Origin of the sequence: Clostridium tagluense (assembly GCF_003865095.1) — a bacterium.
Classification (GTDB): domain Bacteria; phylum Bacillota; class Clostridia; order Clostridiales; family Clostridiaceae; genus Clostridium_AD; species Clostridium_AD tagluense.
The window spans coordinates 1-21,186 of record NZ_BHYK01000044.1 but is presented as its reverse complement, the minus strand read 5'-3'; the positions used below and the strand labels follow the sequence as shown (position 1 = coordinate 21,186).

General features: G+C 30.9%; 17 protein-coding genes. 10 read left to right on the top strand and 7 right to left on the bottom strand.

Annotated elements, in window-relative coordinates; all coding sequences use genetic code 11:
* The first annotated feature begins 182 nt into the window (after positions 1–182).
* Positions 183–929 carry a SprT-like domain-containing protein gene (locus tag Ctaglu_RS22315; RefSeq protein WP_125005895.1) on the top strand — a complete coding sequence of 249 codons (747 nt, stop codon included), beginning with the start codon at positions 183–185 and terminating at the stop codon, positions 927–929.
* 727 nt (positions 930–1,656) lie between these two features.
* Positions 1,657–2,262, top strand: a complete 606-nt coding sequence (locus tag Ctaglu_RS22310; RefSeq protein WP_125005893.1) for a GerMN domain-containing protein — start codon at positions 1,657–1,659, stop codon at positions 2,260–2,262.
* A gap of 606 nt (positions 2,263–2,868) precedes the next feature.
* Here the strand turns inward: Ctaglu_RS22310 and ltaE are convergent.
* Positions 2,869–3,906 (bottom strand): low-specificity L-threonine aldolase, encoded by a 1,038-nt coding sequence (gene ltaE / locus Ctaglu_RS22305; protein WP_125005891.1) that lies wholly within the window; start codon positions 3,904–3,906, stop codon positions 2,869–2,871.
* 206 nt (positions 3,907–4,112) lie between these two features.
* Here ltaE and Ctaglu_RS22300 point away from each other — a divergent pair, with 206 nt between their 5' ends.
* From Ctaglu_RS22300 to Ctaglu_RS22290, 3 genes are all read left to right on the top strand, one after another.
* A complete protein-coding gene (locus tag Ctaglu_RS22300) occupies positions 4,113–5,459 on the top strand; it encodes a metallophosphoesterase family protein (RefSeq protein WP_125005889.1) in 1,347 nt (448 codons plus the stop codon).
* Positions 5,460–5,470: 11 nt separating this feature from the next.
* A complete protein-coding gene (locus tag Ctaglu_RS22295; RefSeq protein ID WP_185732916.1) occupies positions 5,471–8,362 on the top strand; it encodes an AAA family ATPase in 2,892 nt (963 codons plus the stop codon).
* A 121-nt stretch (positions 8,363–8,483) separates the two neighbouring features.
* On the top strand, positions 8,484–10,481 hold the full coding sequence (locus tag Ctaglu_RS22290; protein WP_125005911.1) for a DNA topoisomerase: 1,998 nt from the start codon (positions 8,484–8,486) through the stop codon (positions 10,479–10,481).
* A gap of 301 nt (positions 10,482–10,782) precedes the next feature.
* Here Ctaglu_RS22290 and Ctaglu_RS22285 read toward each other — a convergent pair whose 3' ends face one another.
* Entirely contained in the window at positions 10,783–12,525 is a 1,743-nt protein-coding gene (locus Ctaglu_RS22285) for a phosphoenolpyruvate carboxykinase (ATP) (RefSeq protein WP_125005885.1), read from the bottom strand.
* Between the two features lie 362 nt (positions 12,526–12,887).
* On the opposite strand from Ctaglu_RS22285, the gene Ctaglu_RS22280 reads away from it, so the two are divergent.
* Positions 12,888–13,784, top strand: coding sequence for a DMT family transporter (locus Ctaglu_RS22280; RefSeq protein WP_125005883.1), 897 nt, complete (start codon positions 12,888–12,890; stop codon positions 13,782–13,784).
* A gap of 283 nt (positions 13,785–14,067) precedes the next feature.
* Here Ctaglu_RS22280 and Ctaglu_RS22275 read toward each other — a convergent pair whose 3' ends face one another.
* The 3 genes from Ctaglu_RS22275 to Ctaglu_RS22265 all read right to left on the bottom strand — a co-directional run bounded on the left by Ctaglu_RS22275 (position 14,068) and on the right by Ctaglu_RS22265 (position 17,105).
* Positions 14,068–14,355: an ArsR/SmtB family transcription factor gene (locus tag Ctaglu_RS22275; RefSeq protein WP_125005881.1), complete on the bottom strand. Its 288-nt coding sequence runs from the start codon at positions 14,353–14,355 to the stop codon at positions 14,068–14,070.
* A 3-nt stretch (positions 14,356–14,358) separates the two neighbouring features.
* Positions 14,359–15,618, bottom strand: coding sequence for a D-alanyl-D-alanine carboxypeptidase family protein (locus Ctaglu_RS22270; RefSeq protein WP_125005879.1), 1,260 nt, complete (start codon positions 15,616–15,618; stop codon positions 14,359–14,361).
* Between the two features lie 236 nt (positions 15,619–15,854).
* Positions 15,855–17,105, bottom strand: coding sequence for an MFS transporter (locus tag Ctaglu_RS22265; RefSeq protein ID WP_233439920.1), 1,251 nt, complete (start codon positions 17,103–17,105; stop codon positions 15,855–15,857).
* A 244-nt stretch (positions 17,106–17,349) separates the two neighbouring features.
* On the opposite strand from Ctaglu_RS22265, the gene Ctaglu_RS22260 reads away from it, so the two are divergent.
* Positions 17,350–17,964: an NUDIX hydrolase gene (locus tag Ctaglu_RS22260; RefSeq protein WP_125005877.1), complete on the top strand. Its 615-nt coding sequence runs from the start codon at positions 17,350–17,352 to the stop codon at positions 17,962–17,964.
* Between the two features lie 87 nt (positions 17,965–18,051).
* On the opposite strand, the gene Ctaglu_RS22255 is transcribed toward Ctaglu_RS22260, so the two are convergent.
* Entirely contained in the window at positions 18,052–18,402 is a 351-nt protein-coding gene (locus Ctaglu_RS22255; RefSeq protein ID WP_125005875.1) for a hypothetical protein, read from the bottom strand.
* A gap of 182 nt (positions 18,403–18,584) precedes the next feature.
* A complete protein-coding gene (locus Ctaglu_RS22250) occupies positions 18,585–18,944 on the bottom strand; it encodes a winged helix-turn-helix transcriptional regulator (RefSeq protein WP_125005873.1) in 360 nt (119 codons plus the stop codon).
* A gap of 289 nt (positions 18,945–19,233) precedes the next feature.
* Here Ctaglu_RS22250 and Ctaglu_RS22245 point away from each other — a divergent pair, with 289 nt between their 5' ends.
* From Ctaglu_RS22245 to ndk, 3 genes are all read left to right on the top strand, one after another.
* Positions 19,234–19,875: a lactate utilization protein gene (locus tag Ctaglu_RS22245; protein WP_125005871.1), complete on the top strand. Its 642-nt coding sequence runs from the start codon at positions 19,234–19,236 to the stop codon at positions 19,873–19,875.
* Between the two features lie 285 nt (positions 19,876–20,160).
* Complete coding sequence (locus tag Ctaglu_RS22240) at positions 20,161–20,376, top strand: hypothetical protein (RefSeq protein ID WP_125005869.1); 216 nt, start codon at positions 20,161–20,163, stop codon at positions 20,374–20,376.
* Positions 20,377–20,463: 87 nt separating this feature from the next.
* Positions 20,464–20,937, top strand: a complete 474-nt coding sequence (gene ndk, locus Ctaglu_RS22235; protein WP_125005868.1) for a nucleoside-diphosphate kinase — start codon at positions 20,464–20,466, stop codon at positions 20,935–20,937.
* Positions 20,938–21,186 lie beyond the last annotated feature (249 nt).

Here is a 21,186-nt window from a genome sequence, read left to right as displayed (position 1 = left end):
TAGACAAAGATCCCACAGGATATATATGTGGGATCTTTGTTTGTTTATATGTAAAAGATGAATAGTTATTATTTTAGAATCATGATATATTATATTTAGAAATTGTAAGTTAAAATAAAGTGTTTTAAAAAATAAGAACTAGTGATTTTTTTAAGGCTCTTAAGTATAAGGAAGTAAGGATAATGATAGGACAAAATATAAAAGATTTAAAATACAGTGAGCAGGAAATAGTTAAAAAAAGAAATGCTATAAGAAATAAATTTATGCTTAAATCTGAAAATGTGAGTACAGGGAATATAAAATGTATGTCAAATCAGGACATAAAAATTTTATTCGATTTATACGATGAAGAATTTTTTAAGAGTTATTTTAGAGACAATTTCAAGGAAAGCATAACTTTTTCTTTATCCACTAGGATGACCACCGCTGCAGGGAAAACTATGTATAGTAGAAAAATAAAGCTATTAGAGGAAATCGAAAAAACTTATGAAATAAGGATGGGCATAAAATTCTTTTTTCAGTATTATAAGGTAGAAAGAGACAAGATAGTATCTGGTATAAATACAAAGGACTCTCTAGAGGCATTTCAAATAGTTTTTGAACATGAATTATGTCATTTAATTGAGTTCCATCTTTACAGTGAATCTAGTTGTAAAAAGCGCAGGTTTAAAACTATGGTTAATGATATATTTGCTCATACAGAAGTACATCATCAATTGCCAAGTCAAAAGGAAATAATTTCACTGGATTATGGTTTTAAGATAGGACAAAATGTGTGCTTTGCTCGGGAGAATAAAAAATATAGTGGATTCATTTATAAGATAAATAAAAGAGCAACAGTTATGGTAAAGGATAAGAAGGGTACTTATAAAGATGGTGAGGGAAATACATATTCTAAATGGTATGTAAACTTTGAACAATTAGTATGATGCACAAAAGCTACAATAAAAATTTTAAGGGCAGGGTTAGCTAAAACCTGCCCTATCCTAGGATATATGGAAAGCTCAGAATGATTTACACTACAACATATACACATCCCTACACACCTAAGGATAATCTTTCGACTATATATAAGCATTACACAACATGCATACATCTTTGCTCGATTAAAAGATGTACCTTGGAGAACATATATAATCTTCCGACTATATACAATCCCTAACTCTTAGCATCATAGTTAATTATTAAAGTATAACTGGAACATAATGTTATACACTACAACTGGAGCCTGCGGCACATAATCTAGTCTTAGCTCGACCATTATACATCTATTAAAATCCTATACACACAGTTATGCAAATATACAACCTTTTCAAGACACATAATGATCTTCCCTCTGGCATAAATTAAGCCATAACGACCTAAGATACACCTTTGGCCGAATATTAAAAAGCTATTTATAACCTCGTAATACTCTTCGCTCAACCAATCTAAACCCTCTCCTTAAGTATTCTTACCCGATGTGGGTTTATTATGCAAAAACTAATAAAAAAAATTAATAATATCATAGTATATTATGAGTAGAAAAGGTAAATTTAATAAACATTACTACATATGGTTATAATCTATGATATAATTTATATATAATTGCTAATAAATTTAAATATTCATCTTTAGCTTTTATTAATATAATATTTTATTAGGAAGGTGACAAAAATGAAGAAAATTCTTTCAGTAATATTATGTAGTGTTTTAATGTTTACATTGGTTGCTTGTGGAAAAGACCAAGTAAAAAAAGAGGATAGTTCAAAAAGTGTAGTTAAAGAGCAGCCAAAAGAACCATCTAAAGTAGTTGGAGGCACCGTGGAACCAAAAGTAGAACCTAAAACTGAAAAAATAGAAAGTCGCGAAGTGGTACTTTATTTTAGTGATGATCAAGCTATGAACTTAGTAGGTGAAAAAAGAACTATAGAAAAACCTACAGCGAAGTCTATTGTAGGCGAATTAGTAAAAGGACCTAGTGCACAAAACGCAGGAAAATTAATTTCAACCTTGCCTGTGGATTTAGAAGTAATAGATGTGCAAGTTAAGGAAAATATTGCTTATGTTGATTTTAAAAGTAGCGCAACGCAGAAAATCTCCGGTGGATCTACAGGAGAGGGAATGGCTTTGTTTTCAATTATAAATACATTAGTTTTAGATAAGGAATTAGGGGTAAAGAAGGTCCAATTTCTTGTTGAAGGAAAAAATGTAGAGAGTATTAAAGGTCATTTTGATGTTAGAAAACCTATGAGTGAAAATCTAGAAATGATAAAAAAATAATATTTATAGACTATAACCATATAATTCTTTACATAAAAGAATGAAAATAAAGAACAAGTCAAATATGATAGCATACTGACTTGTTCTTATTTTTGTGGATTTAAGATAAAAAAGGCAAGTTATTATAAAATAACTTACCTTTTAACCCAAGGGATTTTTTGACCACTCAAAGCAATCTACGCTACAACATATGCACATCCCTACATACCCATTTGAGCATTACAGCACATACATACATCTTTACTCGACCATATAGAACACCTTGGGAGCTAAAAATAATCTCTCGATCAAGAATAACCCCTAGTAATATACTAATAAAACCTGCGGCAACCTATATCATCTTAGCTCGACTATCACACATCCGGGAGAACCATATAAGTACGGTTGGGCACATATATAGCTGTTAAGAACCCATAATAATCTTCCCTCCGGCATATAAAAAACCTTAGCAGATATCGTATACACCTTTGGCCGAATACTCTAAAACTATTTCCAGTCTAGGAGCACTCTTGACTCAACCACTTTGAATCATCTACTAAGATTATTATATGCTTTTTTTAATTTATTATACTATAAGGCATCAAAAAACCTTAGAAAAAATGTTAATTATTTTCCAGCAAGAACTTCTTTCATAGAGGTTATAATAAATTTAATATCTTCTTTAGAAATCCAATTGTGTGTAACAAAGCGCATTAATCCATCTTCTTCTCCATTAATTTTTATTCCTCTGTTATAAAATTTTTCTACTAATTTATCGGTACTAAATCCAGTAGCACTCATATCAAAGAATACCATATTAATATGTGTATCCTCACTATTTACTGATATACCAGGGATTTTTGATAATTCTTCTCCAAGTAATATAGCATTTTCATGATCTATTTTAAGCTGTGGAATCATTTCGTGCAATGCTACAAGTCCTGCTGCAGCTAAAATACCAACTTGCCGAAGGCCGCCACCTAAAACTTTTCTTTTCTTTCTTGCCTTGGCAATAAATTTTTTATCACCAGCCAGTATAGAACCTATAGGAGCACAAAGAGCCTTTGACATGCAAAACATTACAGTGTCACAATATTTAGTGATTTCTTTTGCATCTACATCTAGGTATGCAGCAGCATTAAAAAGTCTTGCACCATCTAAATGAACTGGAACTTCCTTCTGCTTTGCTAAATTATAAATTTTTTCCATTGTACAAAGCGGTATTACTCTACCACAAGAATGAGCATTTTCTATGCATATAAGACCTGTACTAGGATAATGTATATCCTCATCTTCTTTTCTAATTCTAGCTTGGATTTGTTTAGGATCAAGTTCTCCCTTATTACTGGTTAGAGTTCTAAGCTGAACCCCAGCAATTACTGAGGATGCGGCAACTTCATGTACCACTATATGGCAATCATCACCAAGAATAACTTCATTACCTCGGGTACAATGGGTAAATAGTGCTAGCTGATTTCCAAAAGTACCACTTGGCACAAATAGTGCAGCTTCTTTGTTAACTAGTTTAGCAGCATATTCTTCTAAGGCTATTACAGTTGGATCATCACCATAAACGTCATCTCCAACCTCAGCTGTAAACATAGCTTGTCTCATATTTTGTGTAGGCTCCGTTACCGTATCGCTTCTTAAATCTATAAATTTCATGTACATATCCTCCTATCAGTTTGCTTAAGTACATAACAATTATCAATTGTTATGTAGCATATGAATCACTATAAATACTATTATAGCTTAAAATTTTTCAAAGTTGTATGAAATTATAAAAATTCAATCTAGTTGAGTAATATATACAATTGGTTTTTATGGTAAAATATCTATAATGATATCTGAAAAAAGGTGGTGGAAAAGTAATGAGTGAAACATTTCGGTTTATTCATGCTGCGGACTTGCATTTAGGATCTTTTCTTAATATAAAGGGGAACCCATCAGAAGAAATAAAAGCCTTATGTAGCGAAGCTGTATATAGCGGATTTGAAAGGGTATGTAATATTGCCACTGCGCATAAGGTGGATTTTATATTGATTTGTGGAGACGTATATGACAGTTATTTAAGGTCAGTGAGGAGCAATAGATTTTTTATTAATCAATGCTTACGACTAAGTGAAGTAAATATAGGTGTATATGTTATTTACGGTAATCATGATGCTGCAAGTAACAAGCAAGAATTGTTTGATATGCCTATAAATGTTCATATATTAAGTTCTGATAGTGCAGAGATTTTTGAAGTATGTAAAGATAATGAGATTATAGCAAAAATTGTTGGGAAATCCTATAAGCTTCGAGCTGAAAGAGAAAAAATTTATGAAAACTATTTATTGGATAATGATTGCTTTAATATTGCAATGCTACATACTGCAATGGAGGGGGATAATAAAAATTATGTTCCTTGCACTTTAGATGAACTTAAGGCGATACCTAATATAGATTATTGGGCCCTTGGACATATTCATAAAACTAATATCCTAAGTAATACAAGGCCTATTATAGCTTTTTCAGGAATTCCTCAAGGCCGTGATATGGGAGAGCCGGGGCAAGGCGGAGTTTTCTATGTTGAGGTATGCAAAAAAGAAATTGTTAATATGGAGTTCTTACCTATAGCAACAATTATATATAAAAAAGTAGAAATAATAATTGGTGAAGAAAACAAGATAGAGAATTTTAGTGATTTAACAGAACTGATTTTAGAGAAAACTAGAGAGGAACCGTATGTTCTTCCCAAAGGCTCTAATGAATTGGTGCAGGCAAAGCAAGCAATAAATGAGGAAATTAAAGGCTATATTTTGCAATTAGTAATAAAAGGAAGAACAGAGCTTCAGGATAAAATAACTCATATGAAGGAAGATGATTATAAACAGTTCATAGAAGATATAAACAAAGAATTTTCAGAGGAGAAGTATTTTCTGTGGGTAGATTCAATAATATTTAGAACTGCGCAACTTATGCAAGATTTTGAAAGTATGAAGATGAAAAACTCTATTTTTGGTGATTTAGATGAAGTAATCAACTTATATAGGGAAGAGGGAGAAGATAGAGTACAACTTGTGAAAAACTTGGGTTCCATTTGGAAGAAGCAAATTTTCACGGAAAATATAGATGAAGATAAATTTGATTTTGATGAAGAAATTATTGAGGATATTATATTGCAAGCAAGGGAACTAGTTATTGAAAAATTAGCAGAAGCTTTAGAGTTAATTTAGGGGGTGAGAATTTGAAAATAAGGCAGTTAGACATTAGAGATTTTGGGGTGTTCCAAGGTGAAAAACTTGAAAACTTAGGGGAGGGGATAGTAGTTATTGGGGGAGCAAATAGGTCCGGAAAAACTAGCTTGATGCAGATAATTAGAAATATACCCTATGGGTTTTCTCAAAATAGCAATCTACCGCCACCTAAATTCCAATATGATGTGAGATGCGATTTGATAGTCGATGAGGGTAATGAAGTAAATATATTGTTAAAAGGATTTAGTAATCCGGAGATACTTTATAAAAATATCATAGATAATAAGTATAGCAATGGGTTATATAATATAGATAAGGCAACCTACAGAGAACTATTCACTATAAGTCTTGATGAACTTAATAAGAGTTCAGATAAGGAAGATAGTAATATTCAGTCTATGCTACTAGGTGCAGGCTTTAAGCACATTATAAAAATACCGGTGGCTTCTAAAGAATTAAGGGAAAAAGCTAATATCATTGGTGGAACTCGGGGAAATCCGTCTACTAAGATGTTTAAACCTTATACGGAAAATATTAAAAAGAGTCTAGAAGGAAGAAGAAAATCCATGGGGCTTTTAGATACCTTTGTGCAAAAGAAAAATATATTTTCAAAGCTTCAGGATACTATAATTTCAAAAGAAGTGGAACTTCTAAATAGCAATAACAATATAATTAAATTAGAGATGTTAAAGCATAATTATGAGCTTAATGAAAATAAAAAGAATCTTGAAGGAGAGCTTAATAATTATTTATTTAATCCTGAGGATATAAGGGAATATAATATAGAAAAAGCAAAAGCTCTAAAAACACAATATATTAAAGAACTAGAACAGTATAATAATGACAACCTTGAATTTCAAAGTCAAACATCCAAGGATAAGCATACTAAAGAGTTGCTTCTTGAAAATAAGGTGGAAATCAGTAACTTTTATAATGGTACATCAGGCATTAAAGAAATGAGGAAAAATCTACTCATTATAGAAAAAGAATATTGTGAAAAGACACAAGCACTAATGAATAAAATTAAAAAAGCTAACAATAATTGGTCTAGTTTTAATATTGTTGAAGAAATTAATTGTGATGAGGTAGAGCAAGATATATTAACTAGTAATATAGAAAATTTTAGAAAAGTAGAGTCCGAAATAGTAATTTGCAATAAAAAAATTGGAGACTTTAAAATTCAAAGAGAAACCTTAGAAAAACAAATTAGACCCTATGATTCCATAGTTTATGCTAAAAAATATTTTAAATTTACACTATTCACTATGATTTTAGGACTTATATTGTTTTTTATAGATAAATTACTGGGATGTTCAATAATATTAATTGGAGGCATAGGCACAGCAATATATTTGTTTATAAATTACTCAAATAGCAAACTAATGTTAAATAGAAATTTGGAAACTAAAGCAAGTATTGACAACATAGAGATTGTTTTTAATAAAACCAATGTAGAACTAAAAAATTTAGAAGAAAATTCAATAGAAATGAACAATATCATGGATGAGTACAGGGATATTTTAAAGCTTGATGCCAGAGTAACAGCTGAGGGTATTAAAGATTATTTTAAAATTGCAGCTTTTTTAAAGGATGAAATATGTGAATACAATTTATTAAAGAAAAAACTGGACAACGAATTTAGTGCTATCTGTGGATATTTGAATAGTATTAATGTGCTAATTAATAAGTTTGATGGTTTTAATATTAAAAATTCAAAGCAAATAAACGTAAAAGAAATAGATATAGATAATATTTCTAATAGTTGTAATGATATATTACTAAAGGTAGAGATTTTATATAAGCATTTGATGCTAGGAGAAAAAACTGAAAAGAGCTTTTCAAAATTGAGTATTGTAGAGAAGGAAATAGAAGAGTTTTTAGCTAGAGGTAATTTAGATATAGATATTTCTTTGGCATACAATTCCGAGGAAAATCAGTGTGAAAATATAATTTTGTTATTAGAAAAATATATAAGTAAGGGTGAAAAGTATACGGAATATATGAATCATAAGAATGAATTAAAAATTATTAATGACAAGTTATTGCAAGCTGTAAAAGGCCAGCGTATAGGGCGATTACTACAGGATGAAAAAAGAGAACTTGAACAGAGCAGAGATGAAAATCTATTAGAAATCCTGGATGATTTATATAAGCAGTATGATAGTGCTTCTGAACTTAATTATGATTATGAGGTTTTAAGTAGAGACAATAAAGACTTGGTAAGACAATTAGATGATTTAAAGAATGAAAAGCAGACTATAAAAGATGAGATTGGAGCATTGAATTCTGATGAAAAGTTACTGAAATATGAGCAAGACATTAGAGAAGCAAGAAGTCAGTTAAGACCACTTGCAGAAAAATACGCGATTTATAATACAGCAGCATTATTTTTAGAAAAAATTAGAGAGAGATTTTTAGAAAACACCAAGGATAAGCTTTTAAAAGGAGCTAGTGATATTCTGCGTGAAATAACCTCAGGAGAATATAAAGATATTATGCCTATGGAAGATTTAATGCAGGGAGACTTTAAAACAGTACTACGAGATGAGAGTATTATGGAAAGTTCAAAAGGATTAAGTAGGGGTACAAAAGAACAATTATTTTTGGCAGTTCGAATAAGTAGAATAAAAGAAATTAAGCCAAGTTTGCCAGTTATACTTGATGATTCCTTTGTTAATTTTGATATAGCACATACTAAAAATACAGTTAAAGCCTTAGTAAAGCTTTCAAAGACGCATCAAATTTTTGTGCTTACTTGTCATGCAACCTTAGTAGAATTAATAAATTCACAATGCATTCAGGCTCAATACTTTAAATTAGATAAGGGTAAATTTACAAAAAGCACTGGGAGAGACCTGCAAGAATATCTAAAAACACTATAAGGGAGATTTAATTTTTTGAAATAGGTGTATAAATAATGGTATAATTAATTTTCAAAGAATTATCAATGACATTTAAGTCAGAGACTATTAATGTAATTTAACAGAAAGTGAAGTGGTACATATCAGTAAGGCATTATTTATTACGGAAAAACCAAGTGTTGCTGCAGAGTTTGCTAAAGCTTTAAAAATAAATGGGAGAAAATCAGATGGATATATAGAGTCTGATAAGGCTGTTGTTACCTGGTGTGTGGGACATCTAGTTACTATGAGCTATCCAGAAAAATATGATGTAAAATTGAAAAAATGGTCTTTAGATACCTTGCCATTTTTACCTAAAGCATATAAATATGAAGTTATAGAGGGCGTGAAAAAACAATTTAATATAGTTAAGAGTCAACTACTCCGCGAAGATATTGATAGGGTTTATGTTTGTACAGACTCTGGGAGAGAAGGGGAGTACATATATAGATTAGTGGATGATTTGGCTGGGAATCCTAATAAACAAAAACGAAGAGTTTGGATAGATTCACAAACGGAAGAGGAAATTATTCGTGGTGTTAAAGAAGCAAAGGATTTGAAAGAGTATGATACATTATCTGAAGCCGCTTATTTAAGAGCAAAAGAGGATTATCTAATGGGAATTAATTTTTCAAGACTTCTAAGTTTAGTCTATGGAAAAACTGTAAGTAATTATCTTGGAAAAAATTATATAGTTATTGCGGTGGGACGAGTAATGTCTTGTGTACTTGGTATGGTAGTTCAAAGAGAAAGAGAAGTTAGAGAGTTTATTGTTACTCCATTTTATAAGATTATAGGAAGCTTTAAGGTAGATGAAGAATCTATTTATGAGGGGGAATGGAAAGCTGTAGAAGGCTCTGAGTATTTTGACTCACCACTTCTTTATAATGAGGGTGGATTTAAAAAACAAGAAACGGCAGAAAAATTAATAGGAGAACTTAGAGATTCAAGTATAGAAGGAAAAATTCTAGTTGAAAATGTTACAAAGAAAAAAGAAAATAAGAATGCTCCACTACTCTTTAATTTAGCAGAAATACAAAATGAGTGTTCTAAAAAATTCAAAATAAACCCAGAACAAACTCTTAGTCATATTCAAGCTTTATATGAGAAAAAAATGCTCACATACCCAAGAACAGATGCTAGGGTATTATCTACATCTGTGGCAAAAGAAATTAATAAGAACATACAAAAGCTAACAAATTTCAAGGGTGACCCTGAAATAAAAAATATAGCTACAAATATTCTAGAAAAAAAATGGTATAGTAATATAGCTAAAACAAAATATGTTGATGATAGCAAGATTACAGATCATTATGCGATTATTCCAACAGGAGAAGGTCTTCAAAACTATTTGTCTTTAAAAGACATAGAAAAGAAAATCTACGATTTAGTGTTACGACGATTCCTTTCAATATTTTATCCCCCTGCTGTTTATAGCAAGGTTTCTGTTATAGCAAAGATTCACAAGGAAAGATTTTTCACAACAGACAAGGTTTGTGTTGAACTTGGGTATTTGCAAGTTTTAAAACCTGATAATGATAGTAATGATAGTGAAAGCAAAAATATGAAATTTTTAAGTACCTTAAAAAAAGGTCAAGTTGTGAATTTGGAAGACTTAATTGTAAAAGAAGGTAAAACTTCTCCTCCTAAAAGATTTACTACAGGTTCAATAATTATAGCCATGGAAAATGCGGGTAAACTTATTGAAGATGAAGAACTAAGAGAGCATATAAAAGGATCTGGCATTGGTACAAGTGCCACTCGTTCAGGAATATTAACAAAGCTTGAAAAGATAGAATACATCAAATCTAATAACAAAACCCAGGTAGTTATGCCAACGCTCCTTGGAGAAATTATATATGATGTGGTAAAAAATTCTATACCAACTTTGCTAAATCCAGAATTAACAGCTAGTTGGGAAAAAGGATTAACCATGGTTACCCAAAATGAAATAGCGGGGAATTTGTACATGGATAAGCTTGAGAATTATATTATTAAAAATACTGATAGAGTACTTAAACTAAACAATGCCTTAAGGCTTAAAAACAATTTTGATTCTGTAAGTTCATTTTACAAAAACCCTCAAACTGGGGTGGAGTAATTTTATATGTTTTTTTTATTTTATAGGAAACAGTTTGCGGAAGTGGCTGTGGATAACATTTATATTCGACCGTAGGGAGAATTTGTTCTTCTTTACACGGTAAAGAAAGTATATATTACGTAAACTTCATTTGAGCAAGCTCTAGTAATTCTTAAGTGATTTTAATGGGAGATGCGTTAAGAAAAGTGCATGTTTGAGCGTTAGCGAGTTTGCACTTTTTAGCATCTTTCATTAAAATCAGTTTAGAATTACTTAGCGTAGCGAATAGAAGTTGTAGTAATATATACTTTTTTTGTTTTTTTTATTTTATAATTAATTCAAATAATTTTTTAGCCGCTTTTTTAGGGCCATTTTTTTCCTGACCTTTTATACCTAAGGAAGTTCTAATTTGTCCAACTTTTACTCCTGTTTTGAAAAACTCCTCAAAATACTTCTCTATAAGAACATCTACTAGTTCTTGTTTTTGAACAGGTCCAAAAGGATTTGCAAAATAAGAGGTTACAAGTCCCAGTTCTGTAGTTGTACCTTTTGCCATCCTTGCTCCTTTTTTGCAAACATCAATTGCATCCATTGGATTTGTAAAGAAAGTAATTTCTTCATTTCCTTCCTTTACCTCTTCATAATTGTTTGCGTAGAGGAATAAGTCTATAGGGTATCCCTTAATAATATCTTTATAGCTTGCTACTGGCATAACAAGTCTTGCGTTAATTTTATCAGGATTCATAAATATACTTCTGTCAATTTCTTTAAAAGCATAACCAGCATCTAAATCATCTAGTCTTACGAAAGCACCAATCTCTGTTCCAAAGCCTAAGGGCTTTCCACCTTCATTCATAGTTACAACACCCATGTCATCAAAGACTATGGTCATGTCACTGATGTAATCTCCACTTAAACTTCTAAAGGCTTCTAAGCATTCAGACTTACCTGCACCACTATCACCCATAATAACAACATTTGCGCTTTTACCATTATTCATAACAACATTAACCATGGCGCCATGAATTGGTAAATGACCTCTTTTAATCATTATTAGGTTATGCAGAGTTAAGGCCATTTTTTTTACATATCCGAAGTAATCAATTTCTTCACCATAACTTATATATCCAAGCATAATATCATTTTCACTATCATCATAAAATATTGTTTTGACTTTAGGAGAAGAATCCTTAGCTCCAAAAACAAAAACTATATCTGGTTTAATGCCCCTGTATTCTTTCTCTCTTGCCATTTCAAATAGGTTACATAGAGTTATTGCATGAGCCATAAAATCTCTGTGAACATAGATGAATGCAAGAAGTGTTCCTACTTTTGCAGGGTAACAAAACCAATGGTCAGTGCTTAGGGTACAATGCTCTAATGGATTTTCAAAACATTCATTAAAAATACCATCTCGAGTGTTTCTTTTAGGGTAGCTTATATAAGGTAAATCCAGCATTATTGATTCAATAAAGGGAATGTCTTTTAATTTTTCATATCCAGAAGGCAGAGGCCAATTTGCATTATTAACAATAAGACCAGCATTGCCACCAGCAGGTAGTTGTCTATAAACCGTAGGTTTATGGCCAACTACATTCTCTTCAATTTTTCTATACAAATTAAGTATAAGCATGGAAAAATCATTGTTAGCTTCAATAAAACTTGTTTTTTCTAAACCATCATTAATTTTATTGTTTTGAATTACAGTATATCTTTCAAGCTTTCTCCAAAAACCATAAAAATCTTCTATAAAATCAATGAAGGAATCTTTGTTATTTATAAGAGAACTATATTTAGTATTTAAATTAATAATTTCATTTACATTTAATATAGACAGAAGTTTAAACAAATGTATCATGAAAACATCTAAATCCTCATTTTCTGTATGGGCATTTTGGATTAAATATTTATAGCTATTTGAGTTTTTCTTTTTTATTTTTTTGAGGTAAGCGTTAAAAACTCGTTTAAAGCCATTACTTTCTAATAATTTTTCAGGACTATTACAGTATTTTGCAGTGAAATTTATCATTACATTATCGTTACTTAGCGAAAATTCTTTTTTCAAATTGGCACCTCCATAAGTTAGTACATAAATTATAATTAGTGAAATGAATTTTATTGGGTTTCATATTATCATAAATAACTTAAAATAATTCATTTCTATACTATAATACTCTAAAAATGAAATATTGACAATGGCAAAGTTGCAAAAATATAATTTACCATATTAATATTAATATTAATACTATGAATATATGGAGTATGATGGAAAAGCAAATTGTTATTTATATGTGTCTTATCATAAGAATATATTAGATCAAATGAGAATTTGAAATAAAATTATACTGTAATTTTTGGAAATTCTAAGATATAATAATTTTGGGCGTATAAAAACAAATAACAAGTCAAAGTAAAGGGCGTGACATAGTGAAAAATAAAAAAACACCTCATTTAATGGCAATTATTTTAATGGTTATGTGGAGCTTATCTTATTTAAGTATAAAGGTTATAGTGGAAGAAGTAAGTCCTACTTTATCAGCATTTTATAGATTTATGCTCGCCGCAGTAATTTTATTTATAATATTAAAAGTAAAATACCCTCATGAGAAAATTCTAAAAGAGGACAAGTTTAAAGTAGCATTGGGTGGGCTCTTTGGAATAGCAATATATTTTATATTTGAAAACTATGCTGTTGCAAATACCTCTGCATCAAATGTGGCAATTTTAATTGCAACTATACCAGTATTTACTCTGTTTTCCCAAAGAATGTTTTATAAAGAAAAAATGAGCTATGGAAAAATCTTTGGCGCTACATTGAGCTTAGTTGGAATTGTTATTATAATTGCATCTAAGGAAAGGGTAAGCTTATTTTCAAAAGGTAGCATAGGAGATATCCTGGCTCTGGGAGCAGTATTTTCTTGGCTAATTTACAATAGGGTTTGTAGTAATTTTAAAGGGAATTATAGAAGTATAACTATAACTACCTATCAAATCATGTGGGGGTCATTATTCTTAAGCCCCTCACTATTTTTTAGTACCGTGAAAATGCCTTCTACTACGGTTGTATTAAATATAGTGTTTTTATCAATTTTCTGCTCTTGCATTGGATATATAGCATATATATATTGCCTAAAACAACTTGGAGCAACAATCATTACTACATATATAAATTTACAGCCTGTTATGAGTCTAATTGCTGCGGCAGTAATCTTAAATGAAGTCGTTACCATTTGGCAGGTAATAGGGTGCATTGTAATAATAATGGGAGTAACTATAGTGAGCTTTGATGGTAAGTTTAACTTTAAAAAACTTAAGAAAGTATGAAATTTATAATGTGATCTTTTTCTCATAGAACGCTAACAAAAGTATATATTGTGTAAAATGCGTTGAACAAACCTTAGTAATTCACAATTTATTTTATTTGTAGCTGCGTGAAGAAAAATACATGTTTGAGCGAATAGGGAGTTTGTATTTTTTAGCAGATGCAAATAAAATAAATTGTAGAATTACTCGGTGAAGTGAACGCATTTGTAGCAATATATACTTTTAGTTATAGCATTCTATGAGAAAAAGCACGTAGTACAAGCGTGCTTTTTATAAATTTAAATTAATCTTCATCAGGAAACATTACATTTACTATGTCTACAATGGTTTCATTACAGATTTTATAATTAATTTGCAAGCCATTTCTTTCACCTTGGATAATTCCTAAAGCTTTTAGCTTTTGAAGGTGTTGAGAAATGGTGGATTGAGGAATATTTAGGCAATCCTGCATATAGCTAACATTGCAACTACCCTTTTTCATAAGCCCTCTTATAATACAGATTCTTACAGGATGAGCAAGAGCCTTTAGTAATTCTGCAATCTCTGTATATTCTTGGAAATCCTTATTCATTGCTTATCTCCTTTTAAAATCCATTCGTCTACTGTGACGATTTTTACGCTTGCCGATAGAGGAAATTAATAGCACAATTAAACCTAAAACCACAACTAATAGAATGGTAACTATAGTGTAGATTATTATATTGTCTTTAATAAGGGTAGATTTTGAAATCGTTGGATATAATTTATAGCTCTTTTGAGCATCTCTTTGTTTAAATTCTAAAGTTCCAACAGAAGTCTCTTTATTAAGCTTCCATGCATTTATGCTATCAGCTTTAATAATAGTTTGTGGTTTTATATCATTATTATAAAAAGTCACATCTTCTTTTGACTCTAATGGAATATTAACTGTTCTTTCTGGTCCTATGAATGGAATAACCTTATAGTGCACAGAAATTGTTTTTACAGCAGTGTTTTTTTGATGTAGTACTTCTTTTTTAGAGGCATAACTAAAGTCGATTAGGTTTTGCATATCTTCAAAGACTTTTGTATCTTTTGCATCATTCTCAGAATTCATAACAACGCCTAAGATATGGCGACCATTCCGTTCATATACAGAAATTAAGCATCTTCCAGCCTTTAGTGTATATCCGGTTTTACCACCTATATTACCATCTACCCCAAGAAGTTTGTTTCTATTTGCAACAATAGCAGAAGGGCCTTTAGCAGATTTTATTGAGCTTGTTTTTTTAGCCATGGATTTTTTTACCCATTCATTTTTATAAGCAGCTCTACCTAAAATAGTTAGGTCATAAGGTGTTGTAAAATGTTGATCATTTATATCATCTAAGCCATTTGGAGTGATAAAATGAGAGCCCTTCATCCCTAGTGCAGCCGCTTTGGCATTCATCATCTTAGCAAAATCCGCTGAATTTCCACCAACGTTATCTGCAATCATATATGCAATATCATTTCCAGAATAAAGAAGCAGACCATCCATTACGTTATCAGCTGACATAGTATCACCTATTGCTACAGGATGAACATTTAGGTTATAAGAGAAAGCTGGCTGCTCCTTTGCAGTTTTTGTATAGGTCAAATTGTCAGTTGACTTCTTATTTTCAGCAAGTATCAAGGCTGTAATAAGCTTTGTAATGCTTGCTGGATACATCTTATTATCAATGTTTTTGGTGTAAATAATTTCATTAGTATCTATATCTACAGAAATAGCAGCTTTACCAATTAATTCAAGAGGTTTAACGGCAGCAAAAGCAGTTGTAGAAAAGGCTAGTGTAAATACTAGTGCAAATAATAAAAGTCGATTTCTTCTTTTCAATTTTCATCTCTCCATTTATATTGAATTTTATATTTATCTACTGATAAATACAGAATAAGTATATCATTTTAGGTTATTAAGAACAAGGTACATTGTTTAACGACTTAGGTATAGTATTATTTTAAACTAAGAGGTTTTTCTTATATTATGCTATAACGAAAAGTATATATTGCTAGCATAATCTAAGAAAAACCGCTATTAATTTTAAAAGAACATGAAATTTTACGTTTAGTCGACTACAGTGAAAAAAATTTTTTCTTTTTCTTTTGGTTTTCATCGTATTTTTCAAGCATACACATAAAGATTGTTGATATAAATGCTACCAGCCCTAAAACCAACCATGCTGATTCTATGCTAATATATCCTAAGGCTTTGCCCATAGTTATGGGCCCTAAAGTATAGCCTAGTCCAAAGATTATGGGAAGAACGGCATTCATTCTACCTCTATGTGACATAGGTGTATGATTTGCAATAAATGGTGTAACGCTTATTGATAAAATAATTTCTCCCAAAGTAAATATGAAGACAGATGCAAAGAAGAAAGGTAGTGTATTTAATATGCCTAACATCCCAAAACCAAATGCATATAAAAGGCCTCCATAGATCATTTTTCTAATGTGTTTCGTGTTTTGTGACAGTTTAGTTATAAGCGGAGTAAAAAGCATAACTATTAATCCATTAAAACCAGCCATTAAACCATAGTATTTGGCTCCTAGGTTTAGAAAATTTTGCGCTGAATGTATTGGCATCATAAAAGACCACTGGGAATAAACAAAATTGTACCCTAAAGTACATAATGCAAAATATATGAGTATGGGTCTCTTTAATAGTACTGATATTATTGAGCCTTCTTCTCTGGATTCTAAATGCCTATCTTCCACTGTAATCTCCTGTTTTGTAAGATGTATAGTTTCTTTAATGAAAACAAATATTAAACTAAGGGATATAAGTGCGGTTACCGCATCTCCTATAAATACAAGCGGTAAATAATTTTCATAGAGAAGGCCACCAATAATGGGGCCTATGGCGAATCCAATATTCCACCCCATATAGGATAATGCATAAGCACCATCCCTATTTTCAGGTGTAGTTAAATCTGCAATAAGAGCATCGTGAGCCGGACCAGCTACAAACATACTCATAGCTGCAAGCATCAACACGTAAATCATATTTATAGATGGATTCATAAATCCACAAACAATATATAACATGGCAGATAAAAAATCAAATATAATAATGACCTTTTTCCTTCCAATAACATCAGTTAATTTACCACCAAGTATAGCTGCGGGCATAGATATTAATCCTGCTATACTAATGTAAGCTCCTGACACACTCATAGATAGGCCAATTTTCTCTGTGAGAATAAGGGTGAGTAATGGCATGACAAAACATCCCATAGCATTTATAATTTTTGAAATAAAAAGCACATATATCTCTTTTGGTAGCCCTCTATAGGGATCGAACAATGTGGATATTCTTTTCAATTTTTAGTCCCCCTCTGTAAAAAACAAAAATATATGCAACAGTTGCAATATGTCACAATTTGATGTTGTGTAAATTTTAACATTTTTTTAATGTTATGTAAATATTAAAAAATGTTCACAATGCTTGAACCCATCATTATAGTACACTAATTTATTAGCTTGTAATCATATTTTTAACAAAACAAATGTTTTTAATAGACTTGTGTGATATTATTAATTTGAATATAAATTGGTGGTGATTAACATGATAAATAAGCTAGAACAAATATTTAAAGGTAGAAATTCTAAGCCAATAGGGGAATTTAAGGAAAGTGCAGTTATGATACTACTTACAGAGGAGTTGGGCCAATTATCTGTGATATTTGAAGTGCGCGCGCTTAAATTAAGGAGTCAGCCAGGAGATGTATGCCTGCCTGGTGGTAAAGTTGAAGAAGATGAAAATCCAAGGGAAACTTCTATAAGAGAAACCATGGAAGAACTAAATTTAGAAAGAGATCAAATTGAAGTTATAGGAGATATGGATTATTATATAAGCCCCTATGGAAATATAATGCATGCATTTGTAGGAGAACTAAAATATGGAGAAATAAACCCAAGCGTTGATGAAGTGAGTCACATATTTAAAGTTCCATTAAAATTCTTTTTAGACCATGAGCCACTGCTTTATAAAATGGAAATAGGACCTGTAAATCAAGAAGGTTTTCCTTTCCATTTAATAAATGGAGGGAAAGATTATAATTTTAGAAAAGGGTATATGGATGAGTATTTTTATGAGTATAATGACTATATAATATGGGGGTTCACAGCGCAGATTATTAAAAGCTTTATTGATGTTTTGCAAAATAGTAACAATATTTAAATTAACACTGTAGATAATTTACAAAAAGAGCTGTAACAAAATAGAAAATAATTTCTATTTTGTTACAGCTCTTTTTAATAGAAGGAACTATTTACTCCCCACAAGCTTATTCTTCTTAAGGAATAATGAAACGCTTAACACAATAACTGCTAAATACACAAAAACATATATAATTGAAATTAATCCTGATTTATTGAAAAATTTTAGATAGATAAAAGCAGCTTGGGAGATAAAAGCCCAAAAAAGAGAAATAAAAGCCATAATATTATTTCTATGTCTCCAATTGTCAGGGTCTTTCATGGAGCCAATAATTTTATCTCGTCTTTTACTTTTAGTACCTGTATTAATTACTAGAAATTTGTAATATAAGAAAAAGACAAAGGCTATTATAGAAATCCCAAAAAATATATAGGCTAAAGAAATATTTGTTATATTCAAAAAAACCACTCCTTTTAGAAATATAATTGCTAAAATGATTATAAAATCGCATTTTATATAATTAATGTGCCCTAAAAGTTAAAACATATGTTTATTTCATATACTTAATATATAATATTTCCAACATGTATAATTTAAGTAATCAAAAAAAAGAGTGGAAATCCACTCTTTTTTATAAAAAATTATTCTTCATTGTCTGAGACAACGCTTTCAAAATAATCTGTTCCCCATTTACACATAACATCTAATATAGGCATTACACTTTTGCCTTGTTTCGTTAAAGAGTATTCTACTTTAGGAGGAACTTCTGCATATACTTTTCTATGAACCATTTCGTATGCTTCCAATTCTCTAAGCTGTTGGGTTAGCATTTTTTGTGTTATTATGCCCATTGACCGTTTTAATTCGCTAAATCTTAATACGTCATTTTTGGCTAATTTCCAAAGAATAATTGGCTTCCATTTTCCACCTATAATATCCAGTGTTAACTCTATGGCACAACTATATTCTTTATTATTTATTTTCATTGGTTTATCTCCCATGATTACCTCCTAATTTTACGCTGGATAGGATAACTGCTATTAGAACAGTAAGTACATTAAGATACTAAGCGCTTTAGGATACTAAGGCACTTATAAGTTAGTACTTGATTTAACAACCTCTACTATTTACAATTATAGCATTGATATATTTTATATGCAATATTTCAGTAATATAAATTCCATCTAATGTGTTTATAAAATGAATTTGAACAAGCTTTACTAATTTCAAAGTTCACGAGGTATAATAAATACATAATTAATACAAATTATTTTGAAAAGAGGGAAAAAAATGAAAGAAATTTATAATTGGCACAATGAGACCATAGGATTAAAAGTAGTGGAGGTTCTTAAAAAAAATGGGTTTTCAGCGCTTTATTGCAAAAGTGGTGAGGAAGCTTCAGAATTCATAATGAAAAATGTACATAAGGGAGACCGAGTAGGTTTTGGAGGATCCATGACTATAAAAAAACTTGGGATACAAGAAAAGGTAAAATCATTGGGAGGACATGTATTAGATCATGGTGATCCAACTTTATCATCAGAAGATAAAATGGAAACTATGAGGGCAGAGCTACTTTCAGATGTTTTTTTATGTAGTTCTAATGCTGTAACTTTAGAGGGAGAACTTGTAAACATTGATGGAGTAGGGAATAGAGTGGCAGCAATGAGCTTTGGACCTAAAAAAGTCATTGTTGTAGTGGGGGGTAATAAAATTTGCAAAAATGAAGATTCTGCTTTTGAAAGACTAGAACAAATTGCAGCACCAATGAATTGTAAAAGATTAAATATGCCTAATCCTTGTACTAAAACTGGAGTTTGTAGTGATTGTAGAGCGGATACTAGAGCCTGTAGGATTTACTCTGTAATTAAAAGGAAGCCTATGAGAACGGATATTACAGTAGTTGTAATTGGTGAGGATTTCGGGTTTTAACGACATTTCAGAAGGAAAGTGACCTATTTTTGTAAGTAGGAGTCTAAATTTCCTTCTGAAGTCGTTAATATTGCAGCACCGCAGGTGATGATTTAACGACATTTCAGAAGGAAAGTGACCTGCTTTTATAAAAGGATGGTATAAATAATTAGGTCTAGATTTCAGTATTTTATGATTATTGTGAATTTTTTCAAAAAACACTTCAATTTATTGTTAAAATGTCTTATAATGTTACCACGGTGACAATGTTACTAGAGTAACAAATTATGGGAGTGGGGTGATAAGATGTTACAGTGTCCTTTTCTAACAACTATGGAAGAAGAGATAGACTGTTTTAAGGAGTGTGCATTCTATAAATGGGCAGATAATGGTGGGAAATGCCCATTTCTTGATTTGAAAAATTTCAAACCTTTCACTATTAAGAATATTTCTGACTATGATTTATATAACGATGATAAAACTTCTCCATTAAGAATGCTGTATAAAGAAAAATATACATAGTATTCTTTATAGGTGCATGTGTATTATTTCTAATAATTAGGATATAATTTATTTTATAGTTAATACAAAACAGGGATGTGAATTTAAATGGAAAGAACCTTAGTTTTAATTAAACCTGATGGAGTTAAACGTGGACTAATTGGAAAAATTCTTAATCATTATGAAGAGAAATCACTAGAAATTGTGGGATTAAAATTGATTACTGCCACAACGGACGATGCTAAAGAGCATTATAGGGAACATGAGGGAAGAGAATATTTTGAGGAATTAATAAATTATATTACTGAAGGCAAACTGTGCGCAATGATTTTAAAGGGTGAAAAAGCTATTGATGTGGTACGTAAAATTAATGGAGATAAAGATCCTGTAAAAGCAGAACTAGCAAGCATAAGAGGGGAATTTACACTAGATAAAACTCATAATTTAGTTCATGCCTCCGATAGCCATGAAAGTGCAGAACGTGAAATTGCCATCTGGTTCCCTGAGCTTACATGTAAAGATAGCTATAAGAGAACTGTGGATTTGCTGCGAAAAATTGATGGTCCATTAATAAATGTATAGTTTATGATTTAATTTGACCTATTGAATATTATATTTGATTTGAAAAAAATATTAGAATGCTGATTGTTCAAAATTTAGACAATCAAACAACGTCCGATGGTAACCCATAGGACGTTATTTTTTCAGTGTGCCAGGCATGGCAATTAACTAGGTGGTGAAAGTCCACTGTGGGGGTCTGTAGTTACCAACCACTAGCTGAAGACAAGGTATCCACCGTGAGGTGTGAACTGAAGGAAGTCTTAGGCAAAG